At 41.3% G+C, this 18,677-nt stretch carries 17 protein-coding genes; 9 read left to right on the forward strand and 8 right to left on the reverse strand.

The window, feature by feature from the left end:
• Positions 1 to 52: 52 nt before the first annotated feature.
• The 3 genes from AAEY97_RS04085 to AAEY97_RS04095 form a co-directional block, all read right to left on the reverse strand.
• Positions 53 to 634: a YSC84-related protein gene (locus AAEY97_RS04085; RefSeq protein ID WP_101087284.1), complete on the reverse strand. Its 582-nt coding sequence runs from the start codon at positions 632 to 634 to the stop codon at positions 53 to 55.
• 161 nt (positions 635 to 795) lie between these two features.
• Positions 796 to 1,737 carry a hypothetical protein gene (locus AAEY97_RS04090; RefSeq protein ID WP_350996769.1) on the reverse strand — a complete coding sequence of 314 codons (942 nt, stop codon included), beginning with the start codon at positions 1,735 to 1,737 and terminating at the stop codon, positions 796 to 798.
• A gap of 64 nt (positions 1,738 to 1,801) precedes the next feature.
• Complete coding sequence (locus AAEY97_RS04095; RefSeq protein WP_101087282.1) at positions 1,802 to 2,194, reverse strand: nitrous oxide-stimulated promoter family protein; 393 nt, start codon at positions 2,192 to 2,194, stop codon at positions 1,802 to 1,804.
• Positions 2,195 to 2,552: 358 nt separating this feature from the next.
• On the opposite strand from AAEY97_RS04095, the gene AAEY97_RS04100 reads away from it, so the two are divergent.
• The 7 genes from AAEY97_RS04100 to AAEY97_RS04130 all read left to right on the forward strand — a co-directional run bounded on the left by AAEY97_RS04100 (position 2,553) and on the right by AAEY97_RS04130 (position 8,230).
• Positions 2,553 to 3,515, forward strand: coding sequence for a hypothetical protein (locus tag AAEY97_RS04100; RefSeq protein ID WP_350996772.1), 963 nt, complete (start codon positions 2,553 to 2,555; stop codon positions 3,513 to 3,515).
• 107 nt (positions 3,516 to 3,622) lie between these two features.
• The gene (locus AAEY97_RS04105) at positions 3,623 to 3,955 is read left to right on the forward strand and encodes a hypothetical protein (RefSeq protein WP_162022160.1); all 333 of its coding nucleotides are present in this window, start codon (positions 3,623 to 3,625) and stop codon (positions 3,953 to 3,955) included.
• Positions 3,945 to 5,426 (forward strand): protein adenylyltransferase SelO, encoded by a 1,482-nt coding sequence (locus tag AAEY97_RS04110; protein ID WP_350996775.1) that lies wholly within the window; start codon positions 3,945 to 3,947, stop codon positions 5,424 to 5,426. The genes AAEY97_RS04105 and AAEY97_RS04110 overlap by 11 nt, the downstream gene beginning before the upstream one ends.
• Positions 5,427 to 5,451: 25 nt before the next feature.
• The gene (locus AAEY97_RS04115; RefSeq protein WP_101087278.1) at positions 5,452 to 5,754 is read left to right on the forward strand and encodes a DUF3630 family protein; all 303 of its coding nucleotides are present in this window, start codon (positions 5,452 to 5,454) and stop codon (positions 5,752 to 5,754) included.
• Between the two features lie 10 nt (positions 5,755 to 5,764).
• Positions 5,765 to 6,766: a serine/threonine protein kinase gene (locus AAEY97_RS04120; protein WP_162022162.1), complete on the forward strand. Its 1,002-nt coding sequence runs from the start codon at positions 5,765 to 5,767 to the stop codon at positions 6,764 to 6,766.
• 131 nt (positions 6,767 to 6,897) lie between these two features.
• Positions 6,898 to 7,515, forward strand: coding sequence for a thiol:disulfide interchange protein DsbA/DsbL (locus tag AAEY97_RS04125; RefSeq protein ID WP_101087276.1), 618 nt, complete (start codon positions 6,898 to 6,900; stop codon positions 7,513 to 7,515).
• Between the two features lie 502 nt (positions 7,516 to 8,017).
• Entirely contained in the window at positions 8,018 to 8,230 is a 213-nt protein-coding gene (locus AAEY97_RS04130; RefSeq protein WP_101087275.1) for a DUF1107 domain-containing protein, read from the forward strand.
• Here AAEY97_RS04130 and AAEY97_RS04135 read toward each other — a convergent pair.
• Positions 8,227 to 8,448, reverse strand: a complete 222-nt coding sequence (locus AAEY97_RS04135) for a cell division protein ZapB (protein WP_011635901.1) — start codon at positions 8,446 to 8,448, stop codon at positions 8,227 to 8,229. The genes AAEY97_RS04130 and AAEY97_RS04135 overlap by 4 nt on opposite strands.
• A 172-nt stretch (positions 8,449 to 8,620) precedes the next feature.
• On the opposite strand from AAEY97_RS04135, the gene AAEY97_RS04140 reads away from it, so the two are divergent.
• Together AAEY97_RS04140 and AAEY97_RS04145 are read left to right on the forward strand one after the other, a co-directional pair.
• Complete coding sequence (locus AAEY97_RS04140; RefSeq protein WP_162022163.1) at positions 8,621 to 8,974, forward strand: RidA family protein; 354 nt, start codon at positions 8,621 to 8,623, stop codon at positions 8,972 to 8,974.
• Between the two features lie 237 nt (positions 8,975 to 9,211).
• Positions 9,212 to 10,303 carry a branched-chain amino acid aminotransferase gene (locus AAEY97_RS04145; RefSeq protein ID WP_101087273.1) on the forward strand — a complete coding sequence of 364 codons (1,092 nt, stop codon included), beginning with the start codon at positions 9,212 to 9,214 and terminating at the stop codon, positions 10,301 to 10,303.
• A 98-nt stretch (positions 10,304 to 10,401) separates the two neighbouring features.
• On the opposite strand, the gene AAEY97_RS04150 is transcribed toward AAEY97_RS04145, so the two are convergent.
• The 4 genes from AAEY97_RS04150 to AAEY97_RS04165 all read right to left on the reverse strand — a co-directional run bounded on the left by AAEY97_RS04150 (position 10,402) and on the right by AAEY97_RS04165 (position 18,560).
• A complete protein-coding gene (locus tag AAEY97_RS04150; RefSeq protein WP_101087315.1) occupies positions 10,402 to 14,862 on the reverse strand; it encodes an EAL domain-containing protein in 4,461 nt (1,486 codons plus the stop codon).
• A gap of 286 nt (positions 14,863 to 15,148) precedes the next feature.
• Positions 15,149 to 16,054, reverse strand: a complete 906-nt coding sequence (gene yihG, locus AAEY97_RS04155; RefSeq protein WP_350996780.1) for a 1-acylglycerol-3-phosphate O-acyltransferase, YihG family — start codon at positions 16,052 to 16,054, stop codon at positions 15,149 to 15,151.
• 6 nt (positions 16,055 to 16,060) lie between these two features.
• Positions 16,061 to 16,957 carry a 1-acylglycerol-3-phosphate O-acyltransferase, YihG family gene (gene yihG / locus AAEY97_RS04160; RefSeq protein WP_335692665.1) on the reverse strand — a complete coding sequence of 299 codons (897 nt, stop codon included), beginning with the start codon at positions 16,955 to 16,957 and terminating at the stop codon, positions 16,061 to 16,063.
• A 79-nt stretch (positions 16,958 to 17,036) separates the two neighbouring features.
• Positions 17,037 to 18,560: a YifB family Mg chelatase-like AAA ATPase gene (locus AAEY97_RS04165; protein ID WP_101087270.1), complete on the reverse strand. Its 1,524-nt coding sequence runs from the start codon at positions 18,558 to 18,560 to the stop codon at positions 17,037 to 17,039.
• Positions 18,561 to 18,677 lie beyond the last annotated feature (117 nt).

Here is an 18,677-nt window from a genome sequence, read left to right on the forward strand (position 1 = left end):
CCAATGGCAGCCTGAATGTTATGTACTTAACGAGTGTTAAGACTCGCAGTGGTTACTTGCCATCAAAGGTAAATGACTGACCTGCAAGAGCGGCTTCAAACATTAACCCACCCTTTGCGGCGGTAAATATCGCCATACCATTAATATAGGCTGCTGCAGCGGCATGATTACTGCCTGCTTGTCCTGCGCCAGCTGAATTACCTGTGGTACCTACTTGCGCATTGGCACCAACGTTAATTGCCACTGCTGACGCTTGCGCGCTAAATTCAAAGCTACCGCTGGTGAACTCATTATAAGCTTTGGCATCTTTAAAGAAGATAATTTCACTATAGGCTTGTCCGCCTAACTGAAAGCCAATAGATAGTTGGGTTAATGTGGAATCCCCCATATAAGCATCGCTTTGGTATACACGACCATTTCCATATGCGGCACCAATTCCGATACCGCCTTTGGCTACTGTTGGGAAGACTGCATAACCATAAGCCGTATTAAATAAATGTCGGCTTTCATTGGCCTTTTTAAAATTAGTGATGGCATCGTTATAAGCATCTTCGTTTGCAAAACTAGGAGCTGAAAACGCGAAGCTTAATAACACGAGTAAACTGGAAAAAACTAAGCTAATTGAACGTTTCATAAATAACCTCAGTGACTAAATTGTCATGGTAAAACTCGCCATAGAGTAGCATAACCCCTAATGGGTGCGAGTTAATAAACATTTATACTCGGCGAGCATCGGTAAACGGTTGAACATTTTTTCAGTGTGATGTGTACGGGGAAATCAGTCAGTTTTCTGTCTTACTCACCCTTTTTTTTATCCCTCTCTACAGCTGAATTATCGTTTGGGTCGCGCCCATCCTCATCGACCATTAAATGATGTAAGTAAGTTATTTCTTCCTCGTCCAGCAGTGGATCAGTGTGCGGCTCTTTGCTTGATGGCGTAGCTTGGTTGGAGGCATTGAGCGACCCGCGCAAATAGGCCGATCGGGTGACTTGCTGGATGCCATATAACGCCAACACATATACGGTTAATAATAGGCTTAAACGTGTTACCGCTTGGGTTAATAATAAAACGGAGTCGCCTAAGTAAAACGGTAAATAGACCAACACGATACGCAGTATCCAATTAATGAGAATGCCGATAGTTAATACACTTAGCCAGCGAAATCGTATTACTTGTAAGTTAGGCTGCCTATTGGCCAAATATTGTGGGCGATAGTGGGATAATAAACGATAAATAGCCCCAAAATAGCCAAAGGTTTGTAGCATTAATAGGATGGGTAAAACCACAGCTAATAGATTAATACTGTTTATTTCACCCAGAGTTCCAATGGTGTTATTGGAATTTTTTGGATCGATACCAATATGAAATAATATGGTTGAACTGGTCACTAAGGCGATGATAATGGCAAAGCCAAAATGTTTGATTAACAGTGGTTGGTAATCTTGTGCTGTTAGGCTGCTTTTACAATATAAATACAGCATTGGCATTAGTAAAAAATAGATAGGGATAAACAGTGTAAGGGTTAAATGTATCGGGATAGGGGTGGTTTCAGGGGTAAGTAAACCGGTTAAAAAATAACAGCCGATAAGTAAAAAGATCCCAGCCAACAGGCTATGGCTGCGGGTGGCACTTTGGTAAATATAATGAACATACAAGCCTACTCCAAGACAATGAATGCCTCCTAGCAAGGAGAGCCACCAGTATGTTTGAATGAATAAATCGTTAAATTGGTTCATTTTCACTCTCTTTGACGATAGTGAATACTAACCTACTTTGTGTAAACCGAGTAGTTCTCGGTTATTAACTTTGCTTTACTTTACGTAAATGTCTGTTTGAAACTCTTTCTGGCGGCAGGCCTGGTGCCGGTTTGCGTTCTGCCAATAAATGCTTAATGGCAAAAATTGGATGAGGCAACAGCATTCTTGGCCCTGCATACATCATGATTTCACGTGCTCTTTGTTTCATATGAGGTTTGTAACAATGCACCGGGCATTTATTACAAGTGGGTTTGTCTTGGCCGTAGGGGCACCGATCGAGTCGAGTATTGGCATAGCTTAAAAACTCACTACATTGCAGGCATACACCCTGGGAGGGTTTAAGAGGATGGTGTGCTTTACAGTAGATTTCGACCATAGCTTGCATGGTTCGAAATTCGTAGAGTAATTTACCGCTTAATAGTTCTGTATCATCCATAGTGTTATCTCTTATTAAATACCTTAGTAAAACAGTCGGATATTAGTAGTGTAAACTTGGCAATAGTGGCTGACAAACTCCGCTTATTTAACTTTGATCTTTGGCTCAAAATGTCCTTTTTTTGAGGTTGAGATCGCAAAAATGATTAAAACTGATGCGAAATGGCGAGTGGTCTACGACTTGTTACAGATTAAAATAGATAAATACTTGATTTTATAGTGTACATTGAAATAATAATGGCTAGTGCTTAAAAAAACAGCGCAGTATCATTAAACCATTACATTGCCTCACAATGAATGCTGTTGTGAGTGAGTTAAAACAATGTGCTCTGGCACATAATCAGCAAGGTGGAAGCCTAATGAAGGTAATTTTAACTGTCATATTGATTGCAATTGCTCTGTATTTGTACAGACGTACTCAAGCGGTGGCAAAACAAGAACGTGATAAAACCGATCGTAATGCCACATCGCATTCATCCAGTGAGGTTGATCAACCTTTAACGGCAGCAGACGATACGACTATGGCAGAGTCTGAGCATGTCGTTATGGATAAGTCGGCAGCAGATGAGGTATTAACTGAGGTTACAGTGAAGACCGATGAACTTATTTCAGTTGATGTTGATCCTGTTGACGAGTTCAGCGAAAAGCCAACAGCGCCAGTTGAGCTGCTTAGTGAGCCAGTTGATGCTGTCGAAATTGCTCCGGAACCGACTAAGCCCAAAACTCCTAAATCCGAAAGTATAGTCACTGAGGTGGTTTCTGCGCCTGAAGTTGCCCCTAAGGATGTTGCTACGGCAAACGAGAACAATGCTAGCGAGAACAATGCTAACGTGAGCAATGCAGATGCCGAGCCTAAAGTATCTGCTACTGCAGAGGTTGATGCACCAAGTGATCAAGGCTTGTCCTTGAGTCTAAACCGTGTTGAAGGCGATTGGGCCAGCGAAAGTTTTCTGCAACAGGTTGATGCTGCCAATAACGCTAACGATCTTCAAAGCCAGCATAATGGCTTAGCCAGTGTGATTAATCATTGCTATAAAATGCGTAAACAGAGCGATTATTGTCAATATGGTGCGGCGTTACAATTAACCTATGTAGGGTTATATCGCTCATTACATCAACAATATGTCTCTCAAAAAAGCACTGATGAAATCAAATCGCCAGCGTTTATGCAGTTATCGACATTGTTAAATGATGTTGGTCAGTTTGATGAGGCGATTAAGGTGTGCGAGCAAGCGCTTGAATACCAGCTAACCGACGGCACTGTCACTGGCTTTGAAGGACGCATAAAGCGGATAGAAAAGGCCAAAACCAAAGCGAGCTAATAGGCTAATCAATACTGTTGGATGGATATCAGGTATGATATTCAAAAGGAAAGCGGACCTTGGTTCGCTTTTTTGTTGCTTCAAATCCAATGCTTTCAAGGTTTAAAATGACATTAATGACTCGTACATTAACAAAAACATTGCTGTTTACTGCCACAGTAGTTTTACTTGCCGGTTGTATTCGTACACCTGAATGGACCCTATTTTATGTTGCAGACAGAACGCCTATACCGACCCAAATAGTACTGCAAGACCACATTGCCGGTTTTTACGATTCATTGGAGCAATGCCAAGCTAAAGGTGCTGGAATGTTACGCTTGCAAGCCTCGTCAGTGCCTGCAGAGCAAGCGTTTGCATGTGGCGAGTTGTGTCAGATAGATGAAAAGCAACAATTGCAGTGTGAGAATCAGGTCGTGGGTACAAAGCATAATGCAGTTTAAGCAAGATTTTTTTGAGCAACTAGAAGGCTTTTATTCGCAAGTTTATCCTTTACCCATCAGTAATCCTCATTGGCTGGGTTGGAGTGATGACGCGGCTCAATTAATTGGTTTAGAAAAACCCAATACTGAACTGTTGATGCAATTATCGGCCAACTATGCCGCTCCTGGTGCCTGTTATTACGCTCAAGTTTATAGTGGCCATCAATTTGGTGGCTATACACCAAGATTGGGCGATGGTCGTTCAATTATATTAGGTGAAGCTATTGGTCCAAATGGGGCTTGGGATGTCGCGTTAAAAGGCGGCGGTCCAACACCGTATTCTCGCCAAGGTGATGGTCGGGCGGTAATGCGCTCAGCAGTACGAGAGTTTTTAGTATCCGAAGCGCTTGCTGCGCTAAATGTACCTACCAGCCGTGCGTTAGCCGTTATTGGTTCCGATTTACCCGTATGGCGCGAAAGCCAAGAAACGGCCGCAATAACGGTACGTTTGGCAAAAAGTCACATTCGGTTCGGCCATTTTGAATATTTCTTTCATAGCGAGCAAGGCGATGCAGCCAAACTGACTCAATTAGTTAATTTTACCATTCAACAGCATTTTCCACATTTATCAACCGATGCAGCAGGTTACAAAAAATGGTTTTATGAGGTGGTGCAGTCTACCGCTAAAATGATTGCTCATTGGCAGTCTGTTGGTTTTGCTCACGGGGTGATGAATACCGACAATATGTCGATACTTGGTGATACCTTCGATTTTGGCCCATTTGCTTTCTTAGACACCTTTAAAGAAGACTTTATCTGTAATCACTCCGATCACGAAGGTCGTTATGCCTTTGGCCAGCAACCAGGAATTGGATTATGGAACCTCAAGCGTTTGGCGCAAACATTAACGCCTGTTATCGAGTCGGATGATTTAATCGCAGCGCTAAATACGTATCAATTTGAATTAGTTCAGCAGTATTTATTACTCATGCGCGCTAAGTTAGGCCTTTCTCAATCCAATATTAACCCAAATGTTGTTAATGCAGAGGAACAGGCCGAATTCGATAACAAAGATTTGCAGCTTGTGGGGCAATTAACCGGATTACTCGAAACTAACCAACTTGATTATACCAATAGTTTACGCCGTTTTGGCCAACTAGACCCGAGTAGCGCACATTCTAGTTTGCGAGACGATATGCTCGACCTTGCTGGTTTTGACACTTGGTATAAAGCTTACCAAAACCGAGTCGGTGAGGTGGCGGATGTGAATACATGGCAAAGTGATCGTAATAGTGCCAACCCTAAATATATTTTGCGCAATTACCTCGCCCAGGAAGCTATTATCGCGATTGAAGAAAATGGCGACAACAGTAAATCATTGCAACTTCAACAACTTTTGCAACGTCCTTTTGACGAACAACCCGAGATGGAAGATTTTGCCAAACGCCCACCTAAATGGGGACAAGGCTTAATAATGTCTTGTAGCAGTTAATTGATGTATTTTATCTGAGTCGATTATGAAATTATTATCAGCCAAATTAGATCCCGCAGCATTGAGTATTGTTATTCAAGCTGAAGTGGATTTTGAGCAATTTGAACGATTTGCAGAACCGCTAGCGGCTGCACTTGATTGTGATATTCGAGAGCGCCAATGGGGCGCAGATCGTCATCAATGGTTACTCAACTTTGAAGGCAGCCCTTTATGGTTACATTATGAGTTTTATGGTGATATTTGTTGGATTTCCACCGATAGCGCAAATGAGTTAGACGTATTAGCGTTTTTATTAACGCTACTTGCCCCACATATTCAAACTGCTTAAGAAGGTATACATGGACAACGGTACAGGCGCAGAGTTTCATTTTCAGGCATTGAGACCCGATCTCATTTTAGATGCCATCGAAAGCATCGGCGTCTTCCCTGAGACGGGGCTATTAGCATTAAACAGTTACGAAAATAGGGTGTACCAATTCCGCTGCGATCAAGGCATTCGTTATGTGGTGAAGTTTTATCGGCCGCATCGTTGGAGCAATGAACAAATTCAAGAAGAGCACGATTATGCCTTGGCATTGGCGGCAGAAGATATTCCTATTGCCGTTCCTGTCGTTATTGAAGGTAAAACCTTATTTGAGTATCAAGGTTATCGTTTTGGTCTTTTTCCGTCTATTGGCGGGCGGGCATTTGAAGTAGACAATCTTGAACAACTTGAATCGGTTGGCCGCTTTATTGGCCGAATTCATCAATATGGCGCAATGCAGCCTTTTAAATACCGTGAATCGCTGACCCCTGCCATTTTGGGCGATGAGTCTTATCGCTATTTACGCGAAAGTGGTATTGTTGCCAGTTCGATGCAGACAGCTTTTTTCACCGTAGTAGAGCAAGTTTTAGAGAAAGCCAAGCAGATATGGCAGCAGCACAATTTTACCTCTATACGCTTGCACGGAGATTTACACCCTAGTAATATTTTATGGACACCAGATGGACCTGGATTTGTTGATTTAGACGATGCCAGGCAAGGGCCAGCAGTACAAGATTTATGGATGATGTTGACCGGAGATCGTCAGCAGCAATTATTACAAATTGATATTTTATTAGAGGGATATCAAGAGTTTTGTGATTTTGATGCGAGACAGTTGGCACTCATTGAGCCGTTAAGGGCTTTCCGGATGGTGCATTATAATGCGTGGTTAGCCAAGCGCTGGGATGACCCTGCATTCCCGATGAATTTTCCATGGTTTGGCGATATTAAGTATTGGGAACAACAAACTCTGGCGTTTAAGGAGCAGTTATCTGCGCTTAATGAGCCACCATTGAGTTTACCTAGTTTTAATTAACAATATTTCATAATCACTACCTAATAGTATTTAGTTACAAATACAATTGACTAGCGATTGAGTTACAGGCTAACGCTAGACTATGATAGAGCCAGCGTATTTATATTTTTGCCTATTTAGAAGGAAGTAAAATGAAAAAAGCATTACTGATGGCTGCTGCACTCCTGCTAGCGCCTATGGCTGCGATGGCTGCCGATTATAAAGAAGGTGTACATTACACGGTTATTAATGACGGCCCTGAAACTGCCAAGCCAGAAATTACTGAGTTTTTCTCATTCTATTGTCCACATTGTTTTAATTTTTCTAAAACAGTAGTGCCTAAAATTGAAGCGAACTTACCTGAAGGTGTCACATTTAATCAGTCCCACGTTGAGTTTATCGGTCGTGAAATGGGCGTAGAAATGTCACGTGCTTTTGCGGTTGCTCAGCAGTTAAATGTCGAGAAAAAAATGGACGCAGCTTTATTTAGCGCTATCCACGACAAGCGTCAGCAATTTACTCGCGCAGACGATATCAGAGCAGTATTTATCGCTAACGGCGTAGATGGTAAAGCTTACGATGCAGCGGCAAGTTCATTTATGGTTAACGCACAGATGTCGAAAATGAAGCGTGATACTGAAAATGCTAAAATTTCTGGTGTACCAACATTAGTAGTTAACGGCAAATATCGCGTCGAAACCAGCTCGATTAAATCTTATGATGAATTAATTGATATCGCATTTTACTTAACATCAATGAACAAAAAGTAATCTACACAACTTATGTTTGTTAAATAAGGAGCTTCGGCTCCTTTTTTGTTGTCTAAATTTCAGCAAAGGTTATCAAACAATACTCATATTTTTAAACAAGAGGCTGATGCTGTGATTTAGGCGGGATGTTGATTGCGCGGAATGGAAGTTTATCGCAGGCAAAAAAAAACCGTATGTCTATAAAAGACGATACGGAGATGAGTCAAATGACTCTTTTTTACCCTGAGTAACATCAAAGATCTTAACATGGCGTCAAAATATTGGCAAGCGGCATTAAAGTGTCACTTGAGATTTATGGGATTTATCAGAACAATAAAAAATAGGATGTTAATGAAACTCTTTCGGCATCATGTGGTCAAACTTGATGACATTGAAGTTGTGCTTAACAAGAAAGTGAATAGTGGTTTATATCTGCTTTGAACATTTACATTTCCGACTTATACATGGCTTATCGTCGTTATTTCATTGCACCTTGTGCATGTATTTTCTTGGAGGAAGTCGTATGAGAATGTTCCCTGTTTATGCACCTAAATTGATAGTTAAGCATGCTAGGATCTTTTTGAGTGGCGTGATTTGGGTAAAAGACTTAGGGTTACTCGAGTTTGATAAAGGGCGCTTTTTACAGACGAAAAAAAGCCTGCCGAAAGTTAAGCAGGCTATCAGTGAATTAAATGCCTTGATTGAAATACAATCAAAGCAGTATCAATCCATTTAGATTTCGTTATTCAATAAACCAACAAGGCCGTTGACCTTATCACTCCAAGAGTTTAGGTCTTGCTGCAATTGTTGGTTTTTTTGTGTCAATTCTTGTTGCTGTGAAAGCAACGCTTCGTTCTTTTGCTTCTCTTCATCAAGCTCCATTTTTAGTAGCTCAATATTTTCGAGAGTTGCCTGGATTTTGGTTTCCAGTTGGGACAATAATTCAAGGCTCATGGGGAGTCCTATACGTTTCTGGATGGAAACCCGATTCTAGCAGTGACAAGGCCTATAGGAATAGCCTTTAAAACTAAGTGGCTAAAATATATTCAATAAATCGTACTATATTGTGCTTTATCTCAGATCGCGCTATTTTCATCTGCTAACCAAGACAGTAAAAGACCTTTTTATGACAATTACCCGACTCGATGTTAACACTCGCATGAGCAGTATTGTGATCCACAACAATACCGTTTATCTGTGCGGCCAGGTGGCTAAAGATAAGTTCACCGATATTAATACCCAAACTATTACCATGCTTGAAGAGGTCGAAAGCTTGCTCGTACAATCGGGTAGTCGACGCGATCATATTTTATCAGCCACTATTTACCTTAAAGATATGGCTGATTACGATGCAATGAATCAAGTGTGGGACAACTGGTTACCCAAAGGGCATGCCCCAGCAAGAGCTTGTGTACAAGCAGCGATTGCCGAACCTGAATACTTGGTTGAAATTTCGGTGATTGCAGCAGTGGCAAGTTAGCCATAAATGGATAATCATTCTTGGTGACATAACTTTGATTAATCTTGATTGATGCGTTGTGATTAGGCTAGTGACAGAATGAGATATGCACTGACAGTTTGTCTGTTGCAGTATGAATAAATATATTGATGCTTGTTACGTTCAATTGACGTATTTTGATTTAGGATCTAGGGCTGCGACTTGACATTATTCTCTAGCCTCCATAGTCTGCAAGCTCAGTTTTTAAGGTGGTATGCAATGGACATAAAATATAATTTAAAATCAGCGTCAGAGCGCCGCACAGAGCCATTTAAGCCTGAAGGCGATGTGGGTTTCGGTAAGCTTCGTACTGATCACATGTTTTTGATGGATTATCGTGATGGTCAATGGTGCGATCCGCGCATAGTTCCTTACGGCCCGTTTGAAATGGCACCCGGTGCAATGTCATTGCATTATGGCCAATCAATTTTTGAAGGCGCTAAAGCCTTTATGCACGAAGATGGCGAGATTTACACCTTCCGCTTAAATAAAAACGCTGAGCGCATGAACCGTTCTGCCGATATCGTGTGTATTCCGAATATCGATGAAAGTATGCAAGTAAAGGCAATTAATGCCCTTATTGATGTTGACCGTTTGTGGTTCCCACAGCAACAAGGTGCGTGTTTATACATTCGACCTTTTATTTTTGCAACAGAAGATCGTTTGTCTGTTAGCCCTAGTCAGCAATATACATTCTGCGTCATGCTAAGCCCATCTGGAGCGTATTATGCCTCTGGGGTTAATAATGGTATTCGCTTGTTAATCAGTACTAAGTACCACCGTGCAGTATCTGGTGGTACTGGTGCTTCAAAAGCTGCTGGTAACTATGCTGCTTCACTGCGTGCAGGTAAAGCCGCTGTAGAATATGGCGCATCGCAGGTATTGTATTTAGATTCAACTAATACTCAAATTGAAGAAGCTGGCGCGATGAATCACTTTCACATTTTAAAAGATGGCACTGTGATTATTCCGACATTCACAGACACCATTTTAAAATCCATTACCTCTCAGTCCATTATGGAACTTGGGGATATGCTGGGTTGTGAAGTGAGACAAGAAACGGTGATGTTAGATAAATTCATTGCTGATATTGAAGCGGGTGAAATTATTGAAGCGGGTGGATTTGGTACTGCTGCGGTGGTATCGCCTGTCAGTTCATATATCTTCGAAGATGGTCGGGTTTTGACCGTTGGCGACGGTAAGGTAGGTCCTAATATTCAGCGTATTTATAAGCTGTTTACTGAGCTACAAAAAGGCAACGTTACTGCACCGCAAGGCTGGGTAAAACGCGTTGAACGTGTTGCACCGTAGTTTATAGCTTATAGCTTATAGCTTATAGCTTATAGCTTATAGTTTATTCAATCAGTAAAATACACATAAAAGCTCCTAAATGGAGCTTTTATTTTGCCTTATGAATGACTAATCTTAACTTTGTCTTGCGTTAATAATGCAAGGCAATTAACCGCACTCAGTGGTTTACTGAGCAAGAAGCCCTGTACTTGATCACACCCCCCCTCACGTAAGAAATTCAATTGCGCTTGGGTTTCAACACCTTCAGCAACAACGTTAAGCTCTAAACTGTGTGCCAAGGTTATAATGGCGCTAGTGATGGCAGCATCGTCAGGATCTTCAGTTATATCACGTACAAATTCACGATCAATCTTCAAGGTATCAATTGGGAAGCGTTTCAAATAGCTTAAGCTTGAGTATCCGGTACCAAAGTCATCAATCGCAATGGTTAAGCCTAATGCTTTGAGTTGCGATAGCACGGCAACGGAATCCTGTGGGTTACCCATAATCATCGACTCGGTTAATTCGAGTTCTAAGGCGCTTGCCGGTAATCCAGATACCGCTAATGCGACTTCTATGGTCGAAATGATATCGGCTTTCAATTGTCTGGCTGAAAGGTTAACGGCGACAGATATATGCTCAAAACCTTGTTGATGCCATTGCGCCAGTTGGTTACAGGCTTGTTGAATAGCCCATTGACCAATCTGATTGATGATGCCTGTTTCTTCCGCTAGCGGAATAAACTCAACCGGTGAAATAAAGCCAAGTTCTGGGCTTTCCCAGCGCATTAACGCTTCCAGTCCGATAATTTTTTCAGTTTTTACATCGTATTTAGGTTGATAAACCAAATATAGCTCATTGTCTTGAATCGCTTTTTTAAGTCCGGCCTCTAACTGAACATGACGTGTAGCATATTGGTTTAATTGCTCGGTATAGAATTGGAAGTTATTGCGCCCCAGTGATTTTGCGTGATACATGGCGGTATCAGCATACTTAATCAATGAGGTGGTATCATCTGCATCTTCTGGGTACAAACTGATACCAATCGACGGTGATATAGTCAGTATTTTATCGTCAAGTAAAAAAGGTGTTTGAAAAGCATGTAACACTTTTTCGGCAATAATGGTGGCGGCTTTCGTTTTGGCAACACCTTCTAAAATAATGGTAAATTCATCTCCGCCTAAGCGTGCAACGGTATCGCCATCTCGTACAGCATTTTGCAGGCGATGCGCGACGGCTTTAAGCAGTAAATCACCGATGTGGTGGCCCATTGAGTCATTGATATGTTTAAATCGGTCAAGATCTAAAAATAACAATGCTACGATGCTATTGGCACGGTGTGCTTTCGTCACGGCTTGGTTGAGCCTGTCCTGGAATAAAGTGCGGTTAGGCAGTCCGGTCAGTGGATCAAAGTTAGCCAATACTCGTAAATCTTCTTCGGCTTTTTTACGGGCAGTAATATCGGTGAACACCGCCACAAAGTGACTCGTTTCACCTTTATTATCGATAACTTGGTTAATTTCTAGCCATGCAAGAATGCCGCGACGGTTGCGAGTTCTAATGTGAATTTCACCGGCCCAATGTTTGTGTCTTAATAGCTGGGTTTCAACTGAGTTATAAAACTCGCGCGACTGCTTTCCCATGGTTAAAAACAAGAAATGCTTACCGACAACATCACGATGTTTAAAGCCAGTAATGCGACTAAAAGCTGGATTGATTGAGCGTATTTGATAGTCTAGTTCACCAACGACAACGGCTTCGTTCATACTAAACAAGACTTGCGATGATAGCTTGAGTTCGTTTTCTGTGATTTTTCGGCTAGTAATGTCTTTATGAGTTCCAGCCATTCGCACTGGAATATTATTGCCATCACGTTCAACAATTTGACCACGATCTAACACCCAAGCCCATTCTCCAGGTTTAGTTTCAACGCGATACTCTGCTTCAAAGAACTCACTTTCACCGTTAAGGTGATCGTTAAGCAGTTTTTGCACTCGTGGTCGGTCTTCTGGATCAATATTTTTATTCAATAACTGATCTTTTAACGAAAAACTCATCGGCTCGATCATGTTAGTTCGATAGACTTTATCGTCTTTAATGTTCCAATCCCACATACCATCGCCAGAAGCCCAAAGTGCCAGTTTTAGACGCTCTTCAGAGGCGCGAATACTGTTGTCAAATTCACGTTGCTTGGCCTGTTTTTTCTTTCGGGCATAAAAAAACCAAACAATAATTAATAATCCGACCGTAATATACAGAATATAAGCTGTGTTGCTCATATACATTGGTGGCACTACTGACACGTTCACATTAAGTGTGTATTGGCTGTATCTATTCGTCCCTAGCGCATGACGAACCACTAACTTGTATTCACCAGGTGGTAAGTTGGTATAGGTGATTTCGTTGCCATGGGATAATTCGCGCCAATCGTTGTCATAACCGTCTAAAAAGTAGCTAAAACGGCTTAATCCTGGGTAACTGAAATTGAGCGAGCCGACTTCAAAGCTGATGAGTTGTTGTTCATAAGGCATGATAATGCGCGGAGCATGGCTTAAGTCGCGAATAGGGTGTTGGGTTTCACCAATCGTGTATTTTGTCAGCGCCAGTTTGTTCTCAGACCTTTGGCTTGGAATAGTGCTGGGGTTAAATTGGTTAAGGCCTCGAATACCACCAAACCATAAGGTACCGTTAAGCTCTTTAAACTTAGCTGAACCATTAAATTCATTGGCTTGCAAACCTTCGAATTTATTATAAGAAATAAAGCTTTTATTACTCGGGGTAAAACGTGAAATACCCGAGTTAGTACTCAGCCATAAATCGTGTTTTTCGTCTTCTAAAATCGCATAAACTGTATTACTGCTTTTGTCTGCGTTGACGTCCATTCTTTCAAATTTAAACGTGCCGTATTCTATTGTTAGCTTGTCTATACCACCATGTGTAGCCACCCAAAAGTCGCCATTTTCTGCTAACAAAAAGTCTCTGACACGATTGTCACTCAGACTGTAAGGGTTTTCTGAATCATGGCTCAAAAAGTCTAGTTTTTGTGCTTCAGCTGAAAGCCTTACCACTCCGCCCATAGTGCCTAGCCATAAATAACCTTGGCTAAAATAAAGTTTAATAATTTGGTATTTGAATGGCGAAAAATCAGCTTGAAAGCCGAAGTTATAAGCCATCATGCGATTTGTATACTCAGAGATAAAATACAAACCTTGTGAGCTGGCTATCCATAAACGGTCTTTGTCATCAAAGGCTAAACTGCGGATTTGGGTATCGGCATAAAATTGTGCGTTTGCCGGTTTAATTTGCTGCAGGGTATTGCTCTTATCTAAGGTAAACAGCCCTACATTGGTGGCAAACCATAGTAAACCTTGTTTATCTTGTTTAATGTCATGCACTATCAAGGATAATTGTTCTGTAGGTATCGCTAATGTTTTTGCAAATAAATCATTGATGTAATGATATTGGTTATCATCGGGGGCCAAATACTTAAGTCCAGCACCATCGGTGCCTATCCACAGGCGTTGCTGTGTGTCCCTGAAAATGACGCGGATCATGTTTGCCATGCCCGGAGCATTGGTTTGGTAGTCGTAAAAATGGCTAAAATATTGATGGCTGAGATTTAGTTTATCGATGCCCGAATAACCTGTACCAATCCATAGGGTGCCGTTTTGATCTAGCATTAGGCTTTGTAGTGTATTAGCACTGATGGAATTGAGTTTTTGCGGATCATGTTTATAAAGCGTGCTGTGCCACTTGCCACCCATAAAATCGAGTTTGAATAAACCGGTATTGTTGCCGATAGCAAAAATTTGATTGGCATTAACCACGATAAAATCAATTATCTTACGGTTATCGCCAAAACTATCATCATGCGACCATATCAGTTCTTTTTTATGGGTATCGAGATTGTAGCGCCAAATTTGGTTGTCGATGGCCAGCCAGACGGAATAAACAGAGCTGGATTTGATTTGGTTTACCGTCATATTGAGCGGGATATCAAGCCGAATAATAGTATTACTATCAATGGCAAATGTGCCATGTGATTGAGTGCCAACGACAATGTATTTATCGTCAATATTGGCAATGCTGGTAATATTGGGCGTGATATTATTGCCTAAACTGACGAGAATAATTTTTTCGGTTTTTAAAGATAGTATGTACAAACCCGAACGAGTACCTACCCATAAGGTATCGCCAATCACGGCAAGATGGGTTACCTGAAGTTCAGTTAAGCCTTGGGGTTGTTTAAACGCAGTAAACTCCCCTGTAGTAAGGTTAAATCGATTGAGTCCATTGTTGAAGGTGCCTATCCATAAATCGCCGTCAGGTGACTGCAAAATATCAGTAATTAAATTGCCTGAAATAGAGTTGGTATTTTTTGGCTGTTTTAAGTATAAATCAAACTCAACACCATTATAGCTGTGTAGACCGTCTTGAGTCCCTATCCAAAGCATTCCTGAGCTGTCCATAAACAGACGAGTAATCGAGTTTTGATTAAGGTCCCCTTCGGTACTGAAATGGTCAAATTTTACTTCGGTTAAGCTGTCATAAGGATCATTTTTTTGCGCTGAAACAGACACTGAAAAACTCAATGTTATGACTAAAATTAGCCAGTGTGTTAAAAGCGTGAATGCACGAAAATTCAAATTTCACCTATAAAAAATTTATTGGAAAGGCTGTGACAACTTTCAATTATATTAACAATAAAATCCGACATTAAGTCTTACACATTCAATTGTTAATTAATTTTATCAATTGAGTTATCGATAAACTCTTTTTCCTTATAAAACTGACAGTTTTACACCTTTAACGCAACAGAAAATCGTCATTTGTCGGTTTTATGACAGTTTAACCTCTTCAATGCAGTTACTGCTGTTGGTAAGCTTTTATTATGTCATCTATTTGCTGATCTTTTTCAAGCCAAAGCTGATTTAACCACCGCTGAAATTCGACACGAGTTTCTGGGCTTGAAAAGTAGACCTCTGAGTCCACTTTGGGTACGGGCAGAGTTTCAATACGGATCACCACTTTTTTAGTGCGTCCGTGCATCACATTCGCCAATACTTTTTCCGAGGTTTCAGGATAAACCAAGGTGATATTTAGCAGGCCGGTAAACTGTTCGCCCATTGCTGAGAGTGTAAAAGCTATCCCACTGGCTTTAGGACGTAATAAATGGCGATAAGGTGAATTCTGACGTAGTCGTTTTTCTTCGGTAAACCGACTGCCTTCAACATAATTAATAATCGATGTAGGCATGTCCTTAAAACGCTCGCAAGCTTTGCGGGTTGTTTGCAGATCTTTGCCTTTCAATTTAGGATTTTTTTTCAGTTTTGCTGCACTCGTACGATCCATAAACGGCATGTCGAGCGCCCAGCAACCTAAGCCCATTATTGGTACATATAATAGTTCTTTTTTTAAAAAGAACTTCAACATTGGAATATGGTTACGCAATAAATACGTTTGGGCTGCAATATCAAAGCCACTGACATGGTTACTGATCAGTAAATACCAACCGTTTGGGTCGAGTTTATCTAACCCTTTTACATCCCATTCAATGTTGGATATCAAATATAAAATACCGCCATTGCATGTGGCCCATGACCACATAAAACGGTTCATTATTCGCGTTAATAATCGGCGAGCAGGCAAGAACGGCAGTAATAATTTAGCCACACCGCCAATGGTTAATAATGAGCTCCATACAATGGTATTGATGATCAATAGCGTCAGACTGATAATAAACAGTATTGGACCAGGTAAAAAAGCCAGCATATTTTGTTAACCCTCTTGTTTTGCTTGTGACGCAAAATTTTGTAACTGCAGGTCTTTATCTAGCCAAAGTTGATTGAGCTGCTCTTGAAATTCAATTTTAAATTCGCGATCTTTTAGGTAGTCACCACGCATACGCTGAGGAATATCAGTGATTTTAATGTCCACTCTTACCTCTGATAATCCACCACAAATATAGTGCCAATAAGTCGGTACGGTATCTGGATAATATATGGTGACATTAACCAGTTTATTAATGTGCTCTCCCATAGCGGATAATGCGAATGCCATTCCTCCAGCCTTAGGTTTTAGAAGGTGCTGAAAAGGTGAGCCTTGTTTATCATGTTTAGCTGCCGTAAAACGAGTACCTTCAACAAAGTTCATAATACTCACAGGTTTCGTTTTAAATTTTTCACAGGCTTTACGAGTAATCTCGATATCTTTACCTTTCAATTTAGGATTTTTTCGCAACTGTGATGTGCTGTAACGGCGCATAAATGGAAAGTCTAATGCCCACCAAGCGAGGCCAAGTACCGGGACAAAAATCAGTTCTTGTTTGAGGAAAAACTTTAAAAAGGGAATTTTGCGGTTAAATACTCGCTGTAAAATGAGGATATCGACCCACGATTGATGGTTAGCAATAACCATGTACCATTCTTGTTCAGAAAAAGATTGGTCGCCAGTGACATTGATACGCATTGGATGAAAAATTGATTCTACTATCGTATTGACACCGATCCATGCAGTAGCGCAATTATCGAGAATATAACTACATATTTTTTGACAAATGCCAATCGGGATCAATTTTACAATACTGAACGCCAAGATAGGGATGGTCCAAAAAATGGTATTAAATAAATAGCATAAGAATGCAATTGAACCTTTGATTTTCGAAAGCAGCGACATTTTTCTCTCCTATTAAACGGAGGGCTATGTTACTCGTAGTCGCAGTTTTGCTCAATCTATACGATAGGTTAAATTACGTTTATTGCTGATTCAATTTTGCCAGTAATCGATCCATGGCCCTATAACCAAGGGCTTGAGCTATGTGACTGCGCTCAGTTGTAGGGGATTGCTGTAAGTCGGCAATGGTACGAGATACCCGTTGAATCCGATGAAAACTACGTACAGACAATCCTAAGCTCACGACACTTTGTTCCAAAAAAGCGAGATCTGGTTGAGTTATAGCGCCATCTTGTTTGAGTTGTTTTGGGGTTAATTCACTGTTTAATACCCCAGCGCGGCTGAGTTGTAGATCGCGTGCTTGTTTGACCCGTTTAGCTATTTCAACGCTGGACTCACTGGGTTGGTGTTGTTGGGTTAAGGTGCCAGCAGGAAGTTTAGGAACATCTACGGTTAAATCGAAGCGGTCTAAAAAAGGTCCCGATAAACGTGATAAGTAACGCTGAATTTGATCTGGAGTCGAACGTGCGCGCTCCGTATCACCACAAGGGCTTGGGTTCATTGCGGCAATGAGTTGAAATCGACTTAAGAAGGTCAATTTTGCTGCCGCACGTGAAATCTCAACTTGACCCGTTTCCAAAGGTTCACGCAGACAATCCAATACTTTACGAGGAAACTCTGCTATTTCATCAAGAAATAATATTCCACGGTGCGCCAATGATATCTCACCTGGTTTGGGATGGCTGCCGCCGCCAATAAGTGCAATAGATGATGATGTATGATGCGGCGAGCGAAAAGGCCGGTTAAGGAAATTTTGCGGTTGTACATGTAATCCGGCGACAGAATGAATCGCTGCTACTTCAATGGCTTCATCGTAAGTGAGTTTTGGCAATAACGGAATAATACGATTGGCTAACATACTTTTCCCCGTCCCTGGGGGGCCAATAAACAACATGTTATGTCCTCCGGCTGCGGCGATTTCAAGCCCATGTTTTGCCTGATATTGGCCAATAACATCGCTCATACATAGCGATGATTGCACCAGAGGTTCTTCTTCAATCCACTCGGGTAAGGTATCGAGTAACGGCAATTGTGCTTGGCCATGTAGGAATGCCGCCAAGTTTTGCAAGTGAGCGACAAAATAACTGTGCTTATAGCCAACCAGCTCTGCTTCATGTCTATTTTCGATGGGCATAAAAAAATGGTGCTGATCATTACGTGCCGCGATAATGGCTGGTAATAATCCACTGCAAGGTCGAATTTGCCCAGAAAGAGCCAGCTCACCAACAAACTCGCATTGGTGTAACGCTTTAGCTGGAACTTGATTTGATGCGGCGAGAATACCGACTGCAATAGGCAAATCATAGCGGCCACCTTGTTTTGGTAAATCTGCTGGGGCTAGGTTGACGGTAATTCTTTTTTGAGGGAATTCAAATCCCGCATTAATCAACGCACTTCTGACACGCTCTTTGGCTTCTTTGACAGAAGTTTCTGGCAGTCCGACTAGATTAAATGCGGGTAAACCGTTGCTTAAATGAACTTCAACAGTGACTCTTGGCGCTTCTACACCACAACTTGCTCGAGTAAATACACAGGCTATCGCCATCAACAATTCCTTTTGTTTGAATAATATACAAATGAAGAGGTGGTTACAGTTTAGCAGTGATGTTTTTTTTTGCGTGATAAAGGCTAAATAAGTGAGATAAAGTTGTGCTTGTAAGCT

The organism is Shewanella sp. TB7-MNA-CIBAN-0143 (assembly GCF_040310065.1).
In the GTDB taxonomy this organism is placed as follows: domain Bacteria; phylum Pseudomonadota; class Gammaproteobacteria; order Enterobacterales; family Shewanellaceae; genus Shewanella.